Origin of the sequence: Pseudomonas lini, assembly GCF_001042905.1 — a bacterium.
Classification (GTDB): domain Bacteria; phylum Pseudomonadota; class Gammaproteobacteria; order Pseudomonadales; family Pseudomonadaceae; genus Aquipseudomonas; species Aquipseudomonas lini.
The window spans coordinates 165,470-184,829 of record NZ_JYLB01000001.1 but is presented as its reverse complement, the minus strand read 5'-3'; the positions used below and the strand labels follow the sequence as shown (position 1 = coordinate 184,829).

Annotated in this window: 16 protein-coding genes; 3 read left to right on the top strand and 13 right to left on the bottom strand. The window is 60.9% G+C overall.

The window, feature by feature from the left end; all coding sequences use genetic code 11:
- Positions 1–50: 50 nt before the first annotated feature.
- Complete coding sequence (locus TU81_RS00940; protein ID WP_048392749.1) at positions 51–2,588, top strand: PAS domain-containing hybrid sensor histidine kinase/response regulator; 2,538 nt, start codon at positions 51–53, stop codon at positions 2,586–2,588.
- A gap of 67 nt (positions 2,589–2,655) precedes the next feature.
- Positions 2,656–2,931: a peptidylprolyl isomerase gene (locus TU81_RS00935; RefSeq protein WP_007898282.1), complete on the top strand. Its 276-nt coding sequence runs from the start codon at positions 2,656–2,658 to the stop codon at positions 2,929–2,931.
- A 154-nt stretch (positions 2,932–3,085) separates the two neighbouring features.
- Here the strand turns inward: TU81_RS00935 and TU81_RS00930 are convergent, their stop codons facing one another.
- The 8 genes from TU81_RS00930 to TU81_RS00895 all read right to left on the bottom strand — a co-directional run bounded on the left by TU81_RS00930 (position 3,086) and on the right by TU81_RS00895 (position 9,809).
- Complete coding sequence (locus TU81_RS00930; RefSeq protein WP_048392746.1) at positions 3,086–4,021, bottom strand: sugar kinase; 936 nt, start codon at positions 4,019–4,021, stop codon at positions 3,086–3,088.
- Positions 4,022–4,178: 157 nt separating this feature from the next.
- Positions 4,179–5,396, bottom strand: a complete 1,218-nt coding sequence (locus tag TU81_RS00925; RefSeq protein ID WP_048392743.1) for an amino acid deaminase — start codon at positions 5,394–5,396, stop codon at positions 4,179–4,181.
- 39 nt (positions 5,397–5,435) lie between these two features.
- Complete coding sequence (locus tag TU81_RS00920) at positions 5,436–6,200, bottom strand: IclR family transcriptional regulator (RefSeq protein ID WP_048392741.1); 765 nt, start codon at positions 6,198–6,200, stop codon at positions 5,436–5,438.
- Positions 6,201–6,371: 171 nt separating this feature from the next.
- Positions 6,372–6,761 carry a RidA family protein gene (locus tag TU81_RS00915; RefSeq protein ID WP_048392740.1) on the bottom strand — a complete coding sequence of 130 codons (390 nt, stop codon included), beginning with the start codon at positions 6,759–6,761 and terminating at the stop codon, positions 6,372–6,374.
- Positions 6,762–6,785: 24 nt separating this feature from the next.
- A complete protein-coding gene (locus tag TU81_RS00910; protein WP_048392737.1) occupies positions 6,786–7,577 on the bottom strand; it encodes an amino acid ABC transporter ATP-binding protein in 792 nt (263 codons plus the stop codon).
- Positions 7,574–8,236, bottom strand: coding sequence for an amino acid ABC transporter permease (locus TU81_RS00905; protein WP_038982961.1), 663 nt, complete (start codon positions 8,234–8,236; stop codon positions 7,574–7,576). The genes TU81_RS00910 and TU81_RS00905 overlap by 4 nt, the downstream gene beginning before the upstream one ends.
- Positions 8,237–8,245: 9 nt before the next feature.
- Complete coding sequence (locus TU81_RS00900) at positions 8,246–8,908, bottom strand: amino acid ABC transporter permease (protein ID WP_038982959.1); 663 nt, start codon at positions 8,906–8,908, stop codon at positions 8,246–8,248.
- Positions 8,909–8,960: 52 nt separating this feature from the next.
- Positions 8,961–9,809: a transporter substrate-binding domain-containing protein gene (locus tag TU81_RS00895; RefSeq protein ID WP_038982957.1), complete on the bottom strand. Its 849-nt coding sequence runs from the start codon at positions 9,807–9,809 to the stop codon at positions 8,961–8,963.
- 343 nt (positions 9,810–10,152) lie between these two features.
- On the opposite strand from TU81_RS00895, the gene TU81_RS00890 reads away from it, so the two are divergent.
- A complete protein-coding gene (locus TU81_RS00890) occupies positions 10,153–10,590 on the top strand; it encodes a thioredoxin family protein (RefSeq protein WP_038982955.1) in 438 nt (145 codons plus the stop codon).
- Between the two features lie 176 nt (positions 10,591–10,766).
- On the opposite strand, the gene TU81_RS00885 is transcribed toward TU81_RS00890, so the two are convergent.
- The 5 genes from TU81_RS00885 to cobW all read right to left on the bottom strand — a co-directional run bounded on the left by TU81_RS00885 (position 10,767) and on the right by cobW (position 19,306).
- The gene (locus TU81_RS00885) at positions 10,767–12,413 is read right to left on the bottom strand and encodes a phospholipase D-like domain-containing protein (RefSeq protein WP_048392736.1); all 1,647 of its coding nucleotides are present in this window, start codon (positions 12,411–12,413) and stop codon (positions 10,767–10,769) included.
- A gap of 134 nt (positions 12,414–12,547) precedes the next feature.
- Entirely contained in the window at positions 12,548–13,084 is a 537-nt protein-coding gene (locus TU81_RS00880; RefSeq protein ID WP_048392733.1) for a vWA domain-containing protein, read from the bottom strand.
- A 119-nt stretch (positions 13,085–13,203) separates the two neighbouring features.
- Complete coding sequence (locus TU81_RS00875) at positions 13,204–14,208, bottom strand: ATP-binding protein (RefSeq protein WP_048392731.1); 1,005 nt, start codon at positions 14,206–14,208, stop codon at positions 13,204–13,206.
- Positions 14,209–14,362: 154 nt separating this feature from the next.
- Positions 14,363–18,229 carry a cobaltochelatase subunit CobN gene (gene cobN, locus TU81_RS00870; RefSeq protein ID WP_048392728.1) on the bottom strand — a complete coding sequence of 1,289 codons (3,867 nt, stop codon included), beginning with the start codon at positions 18,227–18,229 and terminating at the stop codon, positions 14,363–14,365.
- A 3-nt stretch (positions 18,230–18,232) separates the two neighbouring features.
- Positions 18,233–19,306, bottom strand: coding sequence for a cobalamin biosynthesis protein CobW (cobW, locus tag TU81_RS00865; RefSeq protein WP_038982949.1), 1,074 nt, complete (start codon positions 19,304–19,306; stop codon positions 18,233–18,235).
- Positions 19,307–19,360: the final 54 nt, after the last annotated feature.

Sequence of the window (19,360 nt, the reverse complement as noted above, 5' to 3'; positions counted from 1 at the left end):
CTGCAAGGATAGTAGACGCCGCCACACCGACTGACGCGCAGGACATTGTAATGAACGCACCACCGACCGCCAGCGACTCCCAGGCCTTGATTGCTCGACTGGACTGGACAAACAACCCGCTGGGCGCCGCCGATCACTGGCCACAGAGCCTGCGCACCGCCGTGGACATTGTGATTCACTCGCCCATGCCGATGCTGTTGCTATGGGGCCCGCAGCTTACGCAGATCTACAACGACGGCTTCGCCTTCCTCGCCGGCAGCAAACACCCTCATGCTTTCGGACAACCGACGCACCAGATCTGGCCAGAACTGAAAGACTTCACCGACCCGATTTACAGCGCAGTCCTACAGGGCCAGGTGCGGACCTACAGCGAACAGCGCTTTACCTTGCAGCGCGACGGGCGAGATTCCGACTTCTGGCTGGATTTGACCTACAGCCCCATTCGCAATGAAAGCGCCGAGGTTGCCGGGATTCTGGTCACGGCCATCGAAACCAACGAACGCCGCCGCATCGCCCTGGAACTCGAACAACGCTCCGCCGCCAGCCTCAAGGCCCAGCAGGAAACCGAGCAGCGCCTGCAACTGGCGCTGGCCGCCACCGATGCCGTCGGCACCTGGGACTGGGACATCGGCGAAGACCGTTTCATCGCCGATGCCCACTTCGCCCAATTGCATGGCGTCGACCCGACCATGGCCAGCCAGTTGCCCATCAGCGAATACCTCCACGGCGTACACCCGGAAGACCGCGCCATGATTGCCCGCAGCATCAAGCACTGCATTACTCATGGCAGCGAGTACGCCGAGGAGTATCGCTTGCTGCAAGCCGACGGCCAATTGCGCTGGGTGTTTGCCCGAGGCCGCTGCTACAAGGACCATCATGGCCGGCCCATCCGCTTCCTCGGCGCCGCGCTGGACCTGACCGAACGCAAACACATCGAACAAGCCCTTCGCCAGAGCCAGACCGAGCTGCAACTGATCATCAACGCCATGCCGATCCTGATCAGTTACGTCGACAGTGAGGAGTGCTTTCGCCTGAACAATGCTGCTTATCTGGAATGGTACGGCCTGACGCCCCAGGAGCTTTACGGCCGCACCATCCGTGAAGTGCTGGGCGACGAAGCCTATGCCCTGCGCGCCGAATACATTGCCGAGGCGCTGAAAGGCAAGGCTTGCAGTTTCAGCATCAGCGCCGCTCACCGCGATGGCAGCACCCGCCAGGCCCTGATGAACTACCTGCCACGTCATGGCTCGGACGGCGCGGTCAATGGTTTTTACATCTTCGTGATCGACGAGACTGAGCGCAAACAGACCGAAGAAGCCCTGCGCAACCTCAACGAAACCCTTGAAGAACGCGTCAGCGCCCGCACTCAACAACTGGCCGAAGCCAATCAGCGGCTGCAGAACGAGATGTTCGAGCGCGAGCGCGCCGAAGACGCCTTGCGGCATGCGCAGAAAATGGAAGCGGTGGGACAGCTCACCGGCGGCATCGCCCATGACTTCAACAACATGCTCACCGGGATCATCGGCAGCCTCGATTTGATGCAGCGCTACATCGCCGACGGGCGTGCCGCCGAGATCGGGCGTTTTACCGAAGCCGCGGTGTCTTCGGCACACCGCGCCGCCGCCCTGACCCATCGCCTGCTGGCGTTCTCCCGGCGTCAGTCGCTGGATCGCAAGCCGCTTGATGCCAACCAGCTCGTGCATTCCCTGGAAGATTTGTTCCGCCGGACCAAGGGCGATCATATCGAACTCAAAATGCAGCTGGCCGATGAAGTCTGGCCGGTCAGTACTGATGTCAGCCAACTGGAAAACGCTCTGCTCAACCTCGTCATCAATGCCCGGGATGCGATGCCCGAAGGCGGCGAGCTCCTGATCGAAACCGCCAACGTTCACCTCGACGGTAGCGACATTACCCCTCTGGAACCGGTCAGGGCTGGGGATTACCTGATGATTGCCGTCAGCGACAACGGCGCCGGCATGACCCCGTCAGTGTTGGCCAAGGCCTTCGACCCGTTCTTCACCACCAAACCCATCGGCCAGGGCACCGGCCTTGGACTGTCGATGATCTATGGCTTCGCCCAGCAGTCGGGCGGGCACGTCAGCCTTCACAGCCTGCCGGGCCAGGGCACCTGCGTTCGCCTGTATTTGCCACGGCTGCACGTCGCGGTGCCGGAACACACGTTGGTGCCGATCACCGGCGAAACACCGGCAGCGGTTGCCGGTGAAACCGTGGTGCTGGTGGAAGACGATCCGGCGGTGCGCATGCTGGTGCTCGACCTGCTCAACGAGTTGGGTTATCACGCTCATGAAGCCGAAGACGCCAAGGCCGCCCTGCCCTTGCTGGAATCCGACCTGCGGGTCGATCTGCTGGTGACCGATGTCGGGTTGCCGGGCATGAACGGTCGGCAACTGGCGGAAATCGCGCGTCAGCACCGCCCGGGCCTCAAGGTGCTGTTCATGACCGGTTATGCGGAGAAAGCCGCCGAACGCCAGGGTTTCCTGGAGGAAGGCATGGACATGGTGGCCAAACCCTTTTCCATTGACCTGCTGGCCAACAAGATTCGCACGATGATCGGCCAAGCGGACTGAGTTAAGGCATAATCGCGCGCCCCACGCTGGCACCAACATAGCCACCACCGTTGCAAGGTACGCCTCAATGAAAGCCCAAGCCCGCCATATTCTGGTGAAAACCTCGGAAGAAGCCGAGCAGCTCAAACAACGCATCGCCAAGGGCGAAGCCTTCGATGTGCTGGCCAAGAAATACTCCACGTGCCCGTCCGGCAAACGCGGCGGCGACCTGGGCGAAGTACGGCCCGGGCAGATGGTCGGCGTGATCGATGCGGTGATCTTCAAAAAACCGCTGCGAGTGGTGCATGGGCCGATCAAGAGCAAGTTCGGGTATCACCTGGTGCAGGTGTTTTACCGGGATTGATGGGTTGGAAGCTGGGCTAATTCCCTCCCCCTGATACACACAATCCCGTAGGAGCTGCCGAAGGCTGCGATCTTTTGATCTTGATTTTCAGCGCTCCCGGGAAGATCAAGATCAAAAGATCGCAGCCTTCGGCAGCTCCTACAGGGATTGCATTTCAATCTCCGGGAATGAGTGCCCCAGGCACCTGAATCACCCGACTCGCCAACCGATGCCCAGCCTCGGCAGCCTCAACCGGGCTGCCACCCTTGAGCCGACAAGCCAAATACGCCGCGCTGAACGAATCCCCCGCCGCCGTGGTGTCCACCACCCGTTCGACCACTTGCGCCGGCACTTCGAACGACTCTCCATCACAGCGAATCAGACACGCCTCGGCGCCGCGCTTGAGCACCACTTCGGGCGTGCCCATCTGCTCATAAGCGGCAAACACCGCCGCGCAATCGGAAAAGTCGAACAGCGCCTGCTCGTCGTCAACCGTCAGCAACGCCAGGTCGATATAGGGCAGAACACTGCGATAAGCCGCCCGTGCCTCTTCAATCGACGCCCACAAGCGTGGCCGGTAGTTGTTGTCGAACACGACCCGCGCATCCCGTTGCCGGGCCTCGATCAGGGTTTCCAGAAGCTTTTCCCGCCCCTGCTCACCGAGTACCGCCAGGGTGATGCCGCTGAAATACAACACGTCGTAATCCGGCAGCGCCGCCAGAATCGGCGCGGCGGCCGGCGTGGTAAAGCAATCGCGCACCGCCGCTTCGTTGCGCCAGTAGAGAAAACGCCGCTCGCCGGCCGCATCGGTCTGGATGCAATACAGGCCGGGCAAGCGACCGGGCAAACGCTGGACCATTTCCAGGCCAATGCCTTCGCTGGCCCAGCTCTGGCACATCGCGTCGCTGAAACTGTCATCGCCCAGGGCGGTGACGTAATCCACCTCGGCACCCTTGCCCAACTCTCGGGACAGGTAAACCGCAGTATTCAGGGTATCGCCGCCGAAGCTTTGTTGCAGCGTGCCATCGGCGCGCTGCTGCAATTCGATCATGCACTCACCGATCAGGGCGATGCGCGGGGTGTTGGGGCCCAGGGTGTTGATGCTGCTCATCGTTGTGGGGTCTCTGGTATTGCGATGTTGTTTGGTAGGCCGTCATCGCGGGCAAGCCCGCTCCCACAGATTTATTGGTGTGATTGCAATCTGTGGCAACTCACAAATCCCTGTGGGAGCGGGCTTGCCCGCGATGGCCGCACCTCGGTCTGGAACCTTAAAAACACGTTTCCATGGTCTCGATGACATTCAACTGCTGATCCACCAAACACCCAATGCGCCACTTGTCGAATGTCAAACACGGGTGCGAAGTACCGAACGAAATGATATCGCCCACCCGCAACTCAACCCCCGGCGCCACGGTCATGAACGCATGCTGATCCATCACCGCCGTCACCTTGCAGGCACTCACGTCCTCGCCGGTCGCCGGCACCACACCGGCCTTGTAACGCAGCAACGGCACCGGCAGACCGGCGTCATAGGCGACGTCGCGTTTGCCGAGGGCGATCACCGCAAAACCCGGTTCCGGCAATGACTGCACATGCGCCCAGACTTCCAGCGCCGGGCGCAAACCTTCGTGCAGGTCGCTGCGACGGTCGAGCACGCAGCATTGCGCTTCTTTGTAGATGCCATGGTCGTGGGCCACGTAACTGCCGGGGCGCAGCACGCTGAGGAAACGCCCGCCGGCATTCTGCGCTTCGAACGACTCAGCGATCAGGTCGTACCAGGCCGAACCCGACGCCGTGATGATCGGTTTGGCAATGGCGAACGCACCGCTGTCCTGCAACTGCACCGCCAGACGCACCAGGGAATCGGCGAACTCACGGATGCCGCTCACCGCGTGATCGCCGTGAATCACCCCTTCGTAACCCTCGATACCGGTCAATGCCAGCGCCGGTTGAGCTGCGATCGCCTCGGCCAGCGCCAGGACTTCGGCTTCGGTGCGGCAGCCGCAACGACCGCCGACCACGCCGTACTCGATCATCACGTTCAGGCGCACACCGCGCGAAGCGAAATACGCGCCGAGGTCCGCGACGTTATCCGGGTGATCGACCATGCAATAGAAATCGAAGGTCGGGTCTGCCAACAGATCGGCGATCAGTGCCATGTTCGGCGTACCGACCAATTGATTGGCCATCAGCACCCGGTGCACGCCATGGGCGTAAGCCGCGCGGGTTTGCGTGGCGCTGGCCAGGGTGATGCCCCAGGCACCGGCGTCCAGTTGGCGACGAAACAGCGCCGGGGTCATGCTGGTTTTACCGTGCGGCGCCAGTTCTGCGCCGCTGTTGCTGACGAAGTCCTGCATCCAGCGAATGTTGTGTTCCAGCGCTTCGCGGTGCAGCACCAGCGCAGGCAGGCTGACGTCGCGCACAAGATTGGCGCCTGTGTGGGCAAAGCCCTTTTCCACGGCGGCAGTATTTTTGGCAGAAGACATGGTCGAACTCCTCACATTCGCGGCCGCAGGCAGCCGCTGTTATTCGTTGATACGCCGGGCGAGGCTGTTGGCACTGTCGATCAGCACCCGGCGATAGTCGTTGTAATTGCTCTTCGCATCGGCCCGTGGGGCGACGATGCACAGGGTCGCAATGGCCACGCCGTTCGGGTCTTTCACCGGGGCGGCGAAGCAATGGGTAAAGGTGTCGGCGACGCTATCGAAGGAAAAGAACCCATCGATTCCGGCCTGGCGGATTTCCTCGAGAAACCGCTCCAGCGGCAGGTGTTCACCGCCGGGGAGGATGAAGTCGTCGGGGTCGATCAAATCGACGATCTGCTCATCGCTCAGATGCGCCAGCAACAGGCGCCCGGAAGCGGTCCAGGGGATTGGCGCGTTCTCGCCGATGTCCGAGGAAATGCGGAAATGCCGCTCGCCCTCTTTCATCAACGCCACGGTGTATTTGCGCCCGTTGAGCAGGCACATCTGCGCGGTTTCGCGGGTCTGGCTGACGATCTCTTGCAAGGCAAGATCGGCCTCGCGGGTCAGGTCGAAATGACGCAGATGCGCCTGACCGAGGAAGTACAGCTGACGACCGAGGTAAACGTGACCGTCCTTGCCCACAGGTTCAAGAATGCGCCGCTCCAACAAGGACGCGACCAATTCGTAGACCGTGGATTTCGGGCTGCCGATGCCGCTGGCGATTTCGTTCGGGCGCAAGGGCTGGCCGATTTCCTTGAGGAAATCAAGAATGTCGAACGCCCGGTCCAGACCGCGAGCCCGGCGCTTGATGGTGTCTTCGGTCATGTTAGTGGTTCCCATTAATATGCCGGGAGTTTAACCAGAGTGCTGCGGCGACTGTTAGGCCGCCTTCGCGGGCAAGCCACGCTCCCACAGGGTTCTATGTGCCGCCACAGATTGCAGACACACCTTCCATCCCTGTGGGAGCGGGCTTGCCCGCGATGGGCGCGCCTCGGTTCAGGTCTTTTTCTTGTACGCGACGCAATCAATCTCGACCTTGCAATCGACCATCATGTTCGCCTGCACACAGGCTCGGGCCGGGGCGTGTTCGCTTTTGAAGTACTCGGAAAACACTTTATTGAAACTCCAGAAATCCCGTGGGTCTTCCAGCCACACCCCGGTACGGACTACGTCTTCCAGACCGTAACCGGCCTCTTCCAGAATCGCGATCAGGTTTTTCATGGTCTGGTGAGTCTGCTCGACGATGCCGCCCACAATGATTTCACCATCCAGCGCCGGCACCTGGCCGGACACGTGCAGCCAGCCATCAGCTTCGACGGCGCGGGCGAAAGGACGGGGCTGGCCGCCACCGGCGGTGCTGCCGGTGCCGTAACGAGTAATGCTCATGAGTGTTTCTCCTGCTTGAAAAAGTTAAAAGCGAGTGTTCTTGAGAAATTCCGCCAGACGCGGCGACTGCGGGCGTTCGAACAGTTCCTTGGGCGGCCCCTGCTCTTCGATCCGCCCCTGATTCATGAACACGATCTTGTCTGACACTTCAAAGGCAAAGCGCATTTCGTGGGTCACCAGCAGCATGGTCATGCCGTCTTCGGCCAGCCCCTTGATCACGTTCAACACTTCGCCGACCAGTTCCGGATCGAGGGCCGAGGTGACTTCATCGAACAGCATCAGGCTCGGGTTCATCGCAATCGCCCGGGCAATCGCCACGCGCTGTTGCTGACCACCAGACAACTGACCGGGGTAATGGTCGCGACGTTCCAGCAGCCCCACCCGCTCCAGCCATTTTTCCGCCAGCACCACGGCTTCATCCTTGTGCAACTTTTTGACCTTGAGCAACCCGAGGGTGACGTTCTGCAACGCGGTGAGGTGCGGGAACAGATTGAATTGCTGGAACGCCATGCCGGTCATCGCTCGATGCCGGGCGATGACTTTTTCCGGGTGCCGCACGCGCTTGCCGTTGACCTCGTGATAGCCGATGGATTCGCCATCGAGCAGAATCTGCCCGCCCTGGAACTCTTCGAGCATGTTCACGCAGCGCAGCAGCGTGGTCTTGCCCGAGCCGCTGGAGCCGATCAGCGTGACCACGTTGCCGCGCTGCATGGTCAAGTCGACGCCCTTGAGCACTTCGAGCTGGCCGTATTGTTTGTGCAGGCCGTGGATGTCCAGCAGCGCTTGATCCTGTGTCGAAACTTGAGCTTGTGTCATGGCAAGGCCACCCGCTTTTCAATGTGCCGGCCGAGTAATTCGATGGCGTAATTGATGATGAAAAAGAGCAAACCGGCGAACAGGTAAAACTCCAGGGTCATGAACGTCCGGGCGATGATCTGCTGGGTGCTGAGCAGCAATTCGGCAACGCCGATCACCGACAACAGCGTCGAGGCCTTGACGATCTCGGTGGACGAGTTGACCCAGGTCGGCAAGATCTGCCGCAGCGCCTGGGGTAACAACACGTAGCCCAGCGCCTGGTAAAACGTCAGGCCGATGGCCTTGCTCGCTTCCATCTGGCCACTGGGCAGCGCCTGCAATGCACCGCGCACAATCTCCGCGACGTGGGAGCCGCAAAACAGTGTCAGCCCCAGGGTGCCGGCCCCGAATGCGCTGATTTGCCAGCCCAGTGCCGGCGCCATGTAGAAGCAGGCCAACACCAATACAAACACCGGCGTGCCGCGAATGATGTCGACGTAAAACCGGAACGGCGCGCGCATCCAGACCGAGCCATAGGTGAGCACCAGACCTGCAACGATGCCGACCAGCGTGCCCAACAAAATCGCCAGCGCCGAGCACTGCACACTGGTCAGAAAACCCTGCCACAGGACTTCCCGCGCCACCCATAACTCATGCAACCAGCTGGGGGATTCGTACATGGGGGCCTCCTATCGGCGAATCGCCAGACGCTGCTCGAGGTAACGCAGCATCATGGCAATGAGGTAACAGGCCGCAACATAGAGCGCTGTGGTCACCAGCCAGGTTTCAATCACCCGGTAGCTCTCGACATTGATCTTGCGCGCGTAATAGGTCAGCTCCGGCACGGCAATCGCCGCCGCCAGCGAGGTGTCCTTGAACAGCGAAATGAAGTTGTTCGACAGGGCCGGCAGCACATTGCGCAGCATCACCGGCACGGTGATGTACGCCTTGACCTGCCATTCACCGAGCCCGATGGCCAGGCCGGCTTCACGTAGTCCCTTGGGAATGCTCAACAACCCGCCGCGAAACACTTCGGTCAGGTATGCCCCGGCATACAGCGACAGGGTGATGATGAAGGACGGGATCTTGTCCAGACGAATGCCAAGGCTCGGCAACGCGAAGTAGATCAACAGAATCAACACCAGAATCGGCGTATTACGGATCACCGTCACATACACCGACGCCAGCGCCCGCAATGCGCGGTGCTTTGACAGCAAAGCAAACGCCATCAGCAGGCCGATCACGCAGCCGATGGCGATCGACACCAGCGCCAGCTCAAGACCCAGACCGAGCCCCGCCAGCAAGGTGTCGAAATCGCGCCAGACGGCGGCAAAATTCAACTGATAGTTCATGGTCAGCAGTACCTTGAGCGGGGCGATTTAAAACCGCCCTGCTCTCACGGGATCATTTGTATTCGACGGGGAAACCGATCGTAGGTGTCGGAAGGTCTACACCGAACCACTGCTTGAACGACGCGGCGTAAGTCGGGAACTCAACGCCCGTCATGGCTTCATGCAGCACGGTGTTGACGAAGTTCAGCCAGTCCTGATCGCCGCGTTTGACCGCACATGCGTAAGTCTGCGGACTCCAGGCATAAGCCGGGCTGCGATAGCGACCAGCGTTCTGCACCATCAGGTATTTCACCGACGACTGATCGGTGGCCGCGGCATCGGCACGGCCGGAGTTCACCGCCTGATACATCAAATCCACGCTGTCGTACTGATCGACCTTGGCCTTGGGCAACGCCTGATGCACCAGTTCTTCGGCGTACACGTTCTGCAGCACCGCCACGATCACACCGTCGCCGGCGGCCTTCAGGTCTTCGATTTCCTTGTATTTGCTGTTGGCCGGTAACAACAGGCCCACGCCTTCGCGGTAGTACGGCAGGGTGAACGCCACTTGCTGGGCGCGGCTGGCGGTCACGGTGATGAACTGGCAACTCATGTCGACCTTGTCGGTCAGCAGATTGGGAATCCGCGCATCGGACGACTGCACCACGAACTCGACTTTGCTCGGGTCGTTGAACAACCCTTTGGCCACCATCCGCGCGATATCAATATCAAAACCCTGCAACTTGCCATCCGCTCCCTGGAAGTGCCACGGCGCATTGGTACTGCCCGTGCCCACGATCAACTTCCCACGGGCCAGCACGCTGTCGAGCTTGCTGTCTGCCGCTTGGGCGACACCCATGACAGCGGCCGAAGCCGCGAACAGAAAAACACACGCTTTAAACAACGAAGGTCGGCGATGCATGGCAAGCACTCCAGGTCATGTTTATTCCGCTATACCGGAACTTAGTATGTAACAACGGAATAGACAGCAGAAAGTGTGCCACAGGTTGTGGGCCGAATCTCGGGAGAATTGAAAAGTGTTTTGAATCAGATGGATGCGCGTTAGCGCCAGGAAGGCGTTACGAAACGCACAAATAAGAGAACGCTACCGTGGGACACAACGCTCGAGTACTTGCACCACATCTGAAGCCATAGCGATTCAAAACGAAGCAGGAGCCCCACCTGTAATTTCTGACAGTAGACCCCACCTGCTCGCCTCCTTTAACGTCGACAGGCCTTCGATTGTCTTTGAAAAGGAGATTTCAATGAGCTCGATGACCACCCACACGACCATGGCTGCGGTCTACCGCAAGGCGCTGAAAACCTGGCGCCCGGTGATCCTGTATTTCGGCAGCCAACACTGTCCCGCCTGCGAAATGGCCGAGCCGGTTTTTCGTCAGATTGCAGAGCCCTATCGGCATCACGCGCAAATCTACATGCTCAACACCGGCGAATCGCCCAGGCATCCGGATGTCACCGGCACACCCACCGTGCTGTTTTACAAGGAAGGGAAATTACTGAAGAAGCTCAAGGGGATTGGAACCCGGGAAACCCTGGAAGAAAACTTCAAAAAGCACATCGGCAAGCTCAGGCCCAAACAGATTGCCCGCAAACCCCGCCACGACTTGCCGTGGTTGCAGAAAACCTTCAGCACTTTATGCACAGCGCCTCGGGCACGGGGGCTGTTGAATGCACGGTTGTGAGTCATGTTTGAGTCGTCTGACAAATCGCTATCGCGAGCAGGCCCTGATGCCGGTGACACGCAAACCCTGTGGGAGCGTGGCTTGCCCGCGAAGACGGCGGCACAGCCAACATTGATGTCGCCTGACACACTGCTTTCGCGAGCAAGCTTCGCTCCTACAGCGACCCGTCAGGCTGTTTATCGTCCGGCAAAGCGCAACCGCGACAACATGCGTAGATCGCCTTGGAGGTAATAATCATCGGTCCAGCTGTCATCCGGAGCCAACGGTCGGACCTGCTTGAGTTGCAGTTTCTTTGCGAAGTAGCGGAACCGGTAATGCTCGTAAAAGCGCAGCAGTTCCAGTCCGTAACGATCGGCCAGGTCGGTGTCGCCACGGATGATCAGGTAGTTCTCGTCATTGCCGTTGCTGGCCGCGGCGCTGAGGTTGTGGCTGCCGCTGATGATCGTCGGTGTGTCGGTGGTGAAGTCGACGACGATGGCTTTGGTGTGCACCAGCAGGTTGCCCTTCTGGCCTTTCATGTTTTCCTTGAGCCAGCCTTCCAGACCCGTATTGAGCAGCGCGGTGGCGGCAAATTGAGCGGTGCGGTCGGCGTGGAAACCGGTGATGCTGCTGGCGGTATTTTGCAGGCCGTAACGCAAGATGTCGTCGTGGGGCTGGCCGAGCAAGGCGTTGAGTATTTCGTCCGGCAAGGCAAACGCCGTGACAAACAGCAGGTCTTTTTTGGCTGACTCGATGATTTCGACGAACTCACGCAAATCGCCCTGGCCCGAGCGCGGTGAAAAGCCGGCGAACAGCGCCTGCTCCGGCTGCATCGGATTGTTTTCCGTGAGCCATTCCCGGGTGGCGCCGACGTCTGCTGGCGTGGCCCAGACTTGCTCGAAGGTTTGCAGATAACTGGCACTAACCCGAGCATCGTCCAGCACATGCACAACGTTGGCCTGACGATAAACGCCGTTGGCGGTGAAATTGGTGCTGCCGCAGAGTACCGCTTCGGGCTGATGCTGCCCCGCCGCGTCGAGCCGGCTCAGGACCATGAACTTGTTGTGAAAGATGTTGTGCGTGACTCGCCCGCGCTTGTTCGCCGCCGGGATTTTTTCCAGGCTGGCTTCGTTCAGTGCTGTGGTGTCTTCGTCCGGTTGGGCGTGGTACAGAACCCGAACCTTTACGCCGCGCTCGAAGGCGGCGTTCACCGCATCGACGATCACCTTCAACTGGTATTCGTAGATCGCGATGTCCAACGCCCATTGGCCATCCTCGGCCCGTTCGATGAACCCCAACAAACGTGCGAGCAGACCGTTTTCCAGCCATTGTCGCGGCGCGTCGGGCCAGGCTTCGATGGGCAGTTTTTTGTTGGCGCTGAGCAACGCATCGACATCGGCGAATTTGCGCTGGAAGGCCTGACTCGCGGCCACCGCCCGATTGAAGATGACGTTTTGGTCCGCTGGAAGGCCATTGTCGGTGGTGAGCGTTACTTCCAGAAACTCACCCAACTGCGGCGCATCGGCGGTGCCGTAGGCCAGGTGAATCCGATAATGGATCGTCACACCCGGATTGACCGCGTAGTCGGCCCAGCGAAACTTCTGCAACGGCGCGGTATCGCTGGGGGTGGCGCGAAACTGAGGGAATGTATGAGCCTTGCCGGGGAAGGTCAGGCTGTTGAACAGAAACAACCAGGGTTTGCTGCCTTGCTGTTTTTCGATGGCGAACCCCAGCAGACCTTTGCGACGGTGCTCAGCCAGATCGATCGCCAGCAACACGCCGTTGGTGCCAGCGTAGGCTTTGACGCGAAAATCGTCCTGATCGTTGCGGGCTAGAACGCGCATGGGTCACTCCTGTGAAGATCAAAAGATCGCCGCCTTCGGCAGCTCCTACATTGATTGTTGCACACCCATCATTCGCGGATGCACCCGCTATACCCACGTCCTGTAGGAGCTGCCGAAGGCTGCGATCTTTTCGGCTACAAATCATCGATATGCTGGTAATGCGTTTGCAGTTGATCCGCCAACACTTTAGCCCGTCCGAGGCGAATCGGTCCGCGCTCAATGTCGATCAGCAACCCCGGACACTCCAGCGCCGGCAACGTTGACCATTCCTTCACCCGCCCATCCGTCACCAGCAACAGCCTTTGCTGTTCAGCCGGAAAACGCTTTTGCCGTGCTGCTAACCAACGCCCCGCCTCACCCAGCGCCGCCAGCATCGGCGTTCCGCCGCCGGCACCGAGCCCGTCAAGCCAGTCGCGCAAGCCAGCGGAGGCTTTCAACCCTTGCACCTGCCACTTCGGCGCATGGCCGCTGGCGGTCAGCAAAGCCAGGCGCACACGCTGTCGATAGGCATCGTCGAACAGTTGCGCCAGCAAGCCCTTGGCATCGCTCAATGCCAGATGACGTCGGGTCGAGGCCGAAGCGTCGACGATTACCAGCCATAATTCATGAGGACTGCGGGTGCGCAGGTGAAACAGCACATCGTCGCGTTGACGCGGTCGGCCATTGAGCAAGGTGCCGGGCCAATTGATCGATCCGCTACGGGCTGCGTGACGCTTGCCCTGTCTGCCGTGATCCAGCCGTCCTGCGCGGGGTCTGGCATTCGCCCCCGCGTCTGATCGAGGGCGAATGCCTAGGGCTTTTTTGGCCAGCTCGGCACTTCACGTCGTGCGCCGACCGGCAGCGCCTGGGCAGGCATTTCGCCCCACTGGCCCTGACTTTCGCTTGGGTTGGGATTCTGATTGGAAGCCGGCTGTGCGGGTGATTGTTGCGGCGCCGGTGGTGAATGTTCGCGACGGCGATGGCGCAAGGCAAACTCGGCGACCGCGTCGATATCTTCTTCGCCAATGGCATTCGCTCCGCGCCAGGCCGCATGAGCCCGAGCTGCACGTAGCCAGACCAGATCGGCCCGCAGGCCATCGACGCTGGCAGCGAAACAACGCTCGGTAATCTGCACCAGCGCGGCATCGTCGAGGGGAATATTCGCCAGTGCCGAGCGCGCCTTTTGGCAACGCTCGCGCAGTGCGTGTTGCTGGCTTTCCCACTCGGCGCAGAACCCTTGCGGGTCGCTGTCGAAATCCAGTCGACGACGGATGATCTGACCGCGCCCGGCGGGTGGGGTGTGGCCACTGAGGGCAACGTTCAGGCCAAAGCGGTCGAGCAATTGCGGGCGCAGTTCGCCCTCTTCCGGGTTCATGGTGCCGATCAGCACAAACTTCGCCGAATGCCGATGGGAAATCCCGTCGCGCTCGATCAGGTTGGTGCCGCTGGCGGCCACGTCGAGCAGCAAGTCCACGAGGTGATCGGGCAGCAGATTGACTTCATCGACATACAACACGCCGCCGTCGGCTTTGGCCAGTACGCCGGGGGAAAACTGTGCGCGCCCCTCGCTCAGGGCCGCGTCGAGATCGAGGGTGCCCACCAATCGTTCTTCGGTGGCACCCAGGGGCAAGGTGACGAATTGACCGCTGGCCAACAGGTCCGCCAAGCCTCGGGCCAGGGTCGATTTGGCCATACCGCGCGGGCCCTCGATCAGCACGCCGCCGATTTTTGGATCGATGGCGGTCAGGTACAGCGCGAGCTTCAAGTCATCGGCGCCGACCACGGCGGAGAGCGGGAAATGGGGGGTGTCGGTCATTTTCAAATCTCAGTTATGGTCGGTGGCAGGCACACCTTGTACCTGTGGGAGCGTGGCTTGCCCGCGAAGGCGCCCGCTCAGTCGAAATCAATGTTGATTGTTAGGACCTCTTCGCGGGCAAGCCACGCTCCCACAGGTTAGCGGTGCCACAGAGTTACCCGTCTTCTTCGATGTCCAGCAACAAATTCTCCAGCGCCTCGCGGTACTCGCCCGGTTCTTTCCACATCCCCCGCTGCTGCGCTTCGAGCATGCGCTCGGTCATGTCGCGCAAGGCATGGGGATTGTGTTCGCGGACAAACTCCCGAGTCGCTGGATCAAGCAAATAGGCGTCCGCCAGCAACGCATATTGGTGATCGTCGATCAACTGCGTGGTGGCGTCGAACGCAAACAGGTTATCGACTGTCGCCGCCAGTTCGAACGCGCCTTTATAGCCATGACGCTTGACCCCGTCGATCCATTTCGGATTGGCCGCACGGGAACGGATCACCCGGTTCAGCTCTTCCTTCAACGTGCGAATCTTCGGCAAGTCCGGCTGACTGTGATCGCCGTGATAACTGGCCGCCGCTTCACCACTGAGGCTTTCGACGGCCGCCAGCATGCCACCCTGGAACTGGTAATAGTCGTTGGAATCGAGCAAGTCATGCTCACGGTTATCCTGATTTTGTAGCACCGCCTGCACCTGGCTCAGGCGCTGGGCGAATTGTTCGCGTGCGGCGGTGCCTTCGTCAGAGCCACCGTAAGCGTAGCCACCCCAGTTCAGGTAAACCTCGGCCAAATCTTCGCGGCTTTGCCACAAACGACCGTCGATAGCGCCTTGCACGCCCGCTCCGTAAGCACCCGGCTTGGCCCCGAAGATGCGCCAGCCGGCCTGCCGTCGCGCCGCGTCTTCATCCAGACCGGATTCCAGCAGCGCTTGCCGCTCGGCGCGGACCTTGGCCGCCAACGGGTTGAGATCGTCCGGTTCATCCAGCGCGGCGACCGCTTGCACGGCGGCATCGAACAACCGGATCAGGTTGGCAAAGGCATCGCGGAAAAATCCGGAGACGCGCAAGGTCACATCCACCCGTGGCCGGTCCAGCAAACTCAACGGCAGAATTTCGAAGTCATCGACACGCTGGCTGCCAGTCGCCCACACCGGCCGCACGCCCATCAGCGCCATGGCCTGGGCGATGTCGTCGCCGCCGGTGCGCATGGTCGCGGTGCCCCAGACCGACAGGCCGAGCTGACGCAGGTGATCGCCGTGGTCCTGCAAGTGCCGCTCAAGAATCAGGTTCGCGGATTGGAAGCCGATGCGCCATGCGGTGGTGGTTGGCAGGTTGCGCACGTCCACCGAATAGAAATTGCGCCCGGTGGGCAGCACGTCCAGACGGCCGCGACTTGGCGCACCGCTAGGGCCGGCGGGGACGAATCGGCCGCTGAGGGCGTCGAGCAGACCGCGCATTTCTGCCGGGCCGCAGGCGTCCAGACGTGGGGCAACGACGTTGCGCAGGCTGTCGATGATCGCGTTCACCTCCGACCAACTTGCTTCCTGTGGGAGCGGGCTTGCTCGCGAAAGCGGTGTGTCAGGCAAATCAATGTCGACTGACACTCCGCTTTCGCGAGCAAGCCCGCTCCCACAGGGGCCGGGTTGGGCTTGAGGCTGGTTCAACGTATGCGAAATCAGTTGAGTGGCGAACAGCTCCAGGCGTTCACGGGTATCCCCGGCGGTGCGCCAGGGTTCATCGTTAAGCAATTGCAGTTCCGCGGGACGTGGTCCGGTCCACGGCTCGGCCAACGCACAATCCAACGGATCAAACCCCAACGCAAACGCCTTGGCCAATGCCCGCAGCAAGCTCGATTGCGCCCCGCGACCATCGCCGCGAGGAATACGCAGCAAGGCCAATAAGGTGTCGATGCGCAACCGCCCGACCGGCGATTCGCCAAACACGTGCAGGCCATCGCGGATCTGCGACTCCTTCAAGTCGCACAGGTACGTGTCCAGGCGCGGCAACCAGATCGCCGCGTCGGCGTCACTGTCGAGCTTTTCGTCCAGTTGCAGTTCACGGTCGATGTGCGTGTCGCGCACCAGTTGCAGAATGTCGCGCTGCAACTCCCGGGCGCGGCGCGGATCGAGCAATTGCGCTTCGTAATATTCGTCGGCCAACAATTCGAGATTACGCAGCGGACCGTAGGTTTCAGCGCGAGTCAGCGGCGGCATCAGGTGATCGATAATCACCGCTTGGGTGCGACGCTTGGCTTGGGCACCCTCGCCCGGATCGTTGACGATAAACGGATAGATGTTCGGCAGCGGCCCGAGCAATGCGTCCGGCCAGCAGTTTTCCGACAGCCCGACGCCCTTGCCCGGCAGCCATTCGAGGTTGCCGTGCTTGCCGACGTGGATCACGCCGTGAGCGCCGTAGGTGTTGCGCAACCAGAAGTAGAACGCCAGATAGCCGTGAGGCGGCACCAGGTCCGGGTCGTGATAGACAGCACTTGGATCGACCTGGTAACCCCGGGCCGGCTGAATGCCAACGAAAGTCAGGCCGAAGCGCAGACCGGCAATCATCATTCGTCCGCCACGGAACATTGGATCGTTTTCGGGCGAACCCCAACGTTCCAGCACGGCTTGGTGATTGGCCTCGGGCAGCGCGTTGAACATCAGGTTGTAGTCGTCCAGCGCGAGGCTTTGATGGCAGGGGCGCTGGTCGAGGGTGTCGAGGTCGTTGCTGACGCCGCCGAGCAATTGCTGGATCAGCGCGGTGCCGCTGTCCGGCAGTTCAGCTGGCAATGGATAACCTTCGGCATGCAAGGCCCGCAGGATATTCAACGCAGCGGCCGGGGTATCCAGGCCAACGCCATTGCCGATGCGCCCGTCGCGAGTCGGGTAGTTGGCGAGGATCAGGGCAATGCGTTTTTCGCCATTGGGCACCCGCGCCAGATCGATCCAGCGCCGTGCCAGTTCAGCGACAAAATCCATGCGCTCAGGTTGCGGCCGGTAGCAGACCACGTCGGACTGACTGCGCTCACTGCGCCAGGCCAGGTCCTTGAAACTGATCGGCCGGCTGATGATCCGCCCGTCCAGTTCTGGCAGCGCGATGTGCATCGCCAGATCCCGTGGGCCGAGGCCCTGTTCGCTGGCGCGCCAACCGGGTTCATTGTCCTGGGCGCAGATCGCCTGGATCACCGGAATATTGCGGCGAAACGGCCGCAAATGGGGTGCTTCGGGGCTGGACTGGGCGAAACCAGTGGTGTTGAGAATCACCCCCGCCTCGACTTCATCCAGCAAGTCCTCAACCACCGTCAGGCAGCCGGGCTCTTTCAGACTGGCCAGCGCAATCGGCAACGGGTTCAACCCCGCCGCCTGCAAACGCTGGCAGAAAATATCGATGAAACCAGTGTTCGCCGCCTGCAAATGCGAGCGGTAAAACAGCACTGCCGCCACCGGCTGATCAGCTTGCCAGTCGGCTTGCCAATCCTTCAGTTCTGCGGGGCTTTTTTGCGGGTGGTAAATCGCGGTGCGTGGCAGGGTTTGCGGCTCGGACCAGGCGTAATCACGGTCCAACCAGCGATTGGCCAGGCAGCGAAACAGGTCGAGCGCATTGGCCATGCCGCCCTGACGCAGGAAGTACCAGAGCCGGTCGCGGTCTTGCGGAGTTACGGTGCTCAGGTCACTGAGTTCCGGGTCCGGACGATCGTCCCCCGGCACCAGAATCAGTTGCACGCCGCGCTCGGACAATTCCACCAGACGCTCGATGCCATAACGCCAATAGGCGATGCCACCGTGCAGCGAGATCAGAATCACCTTGGCGTGGCGCAGCACTTCGTCGACGTAGAGATCGACCGAGGCGTGATTCTGCACCTGCATCGGGTTGGCCAGGCGCACGCTCGGGTAATCGTCGGGCAACTGCTGCGCCGCTTCGGCGAGCAACGCCAGGCTGGAATCGCCGCTGCACAGGATCACCAGCTCGGCGGGGGTTTGTCCAAGGTCGGCAATGTTGTCATCCGACACGAAACCGCCGGGCTGGGTCCTGAGCAGGTGCATGGTTTAAACGCTGAGCGCAGCGCGCAATTGCGCTTCGAGCGCAGCGGCATCCAGGTCCTGACCGATTAACACCAGACGGGTGGTGCGCGCTTCTTCAGCGCCCCACTGACGGTCGAAGTGCTTGTCGAAGCGCGTGCCCACGCCCTGGATCAGCAGGCGCATCGGCTTGTTCGGCACTGCTGCAAAACCTTTGACCCGAAGGATGCCGTGCTGGACCACCAATTGAGTCAGCGCATCCATCAGCAGGCTTTCGTCGGCTTGCGGCAGCTCGATCGAGATGGAATCGAACGCGTCGTGGTCATGCTCATCGTGATGGCCGTCTTCACCCTCATGGTGATGATCGTGATGGCTGTGGCGGCTGTCGATGTGTTCTTCGGAACCGGCACCGAGGCCGATCAGCACGTCCAGTGGCAGACGACCGCTGCTGGCTTCGATGACTTTCACCGCCGGCGGCAGTTCTTCGGCGACTTCCAGGCGCACGCGGGCCAGGTCTTCAGCGCTGATCAGGTCGGCCTTGTTGAGGATCACCAGATCGGCGCTGGCCAGTTGGTCGGCAAACAGCTCGTGCAGCGGCGATTCGTGGTCCAGGTTCGGGTCGAGTTTGCGCTGGGCATCCACTTGATCCGGGAACGCAGCGAAGGTGCCAGCTGCAACGGCCGGGCTGTCGACCACGGTGATCACCGCGTCAACCGTGCAGGCGCTACGGATTTCTGGCCATTGGAAGGCTTGAACCAAAGGCTTTGGCAGGGCCAGGCCCGAGGTTTCGATGAGGATGTGGTCGAGGTCGCCGCGACGAGCGACCAGTTCGCGCATCACCGGGAAGAACTCTTCCTGAACCGTGCAGCACAGGCAGCCGTTGGCCAGTTCGTAGACGCGACCGTTGGCTTCTTCTTCGGTGCAACCGATCGAGCACTGCTTGAGGATTTCGCCGTCGATGCCCAGCTCGCCGAACTCGTTGACGATCACCGCGATGCGACGACCCTGAGCGTTGTCGAGCATGTGGCGCAGCAAAGTGGTTTTGCCCGAGCCGAGGAAGCCGGTAACGATGGTGACGGGGAGTTTGGCCAGTGTTTTCATCGGATGCCCTTTGGCAAGGTGGCGGGCATACGGGACGACGACCGCTGCTGCAAA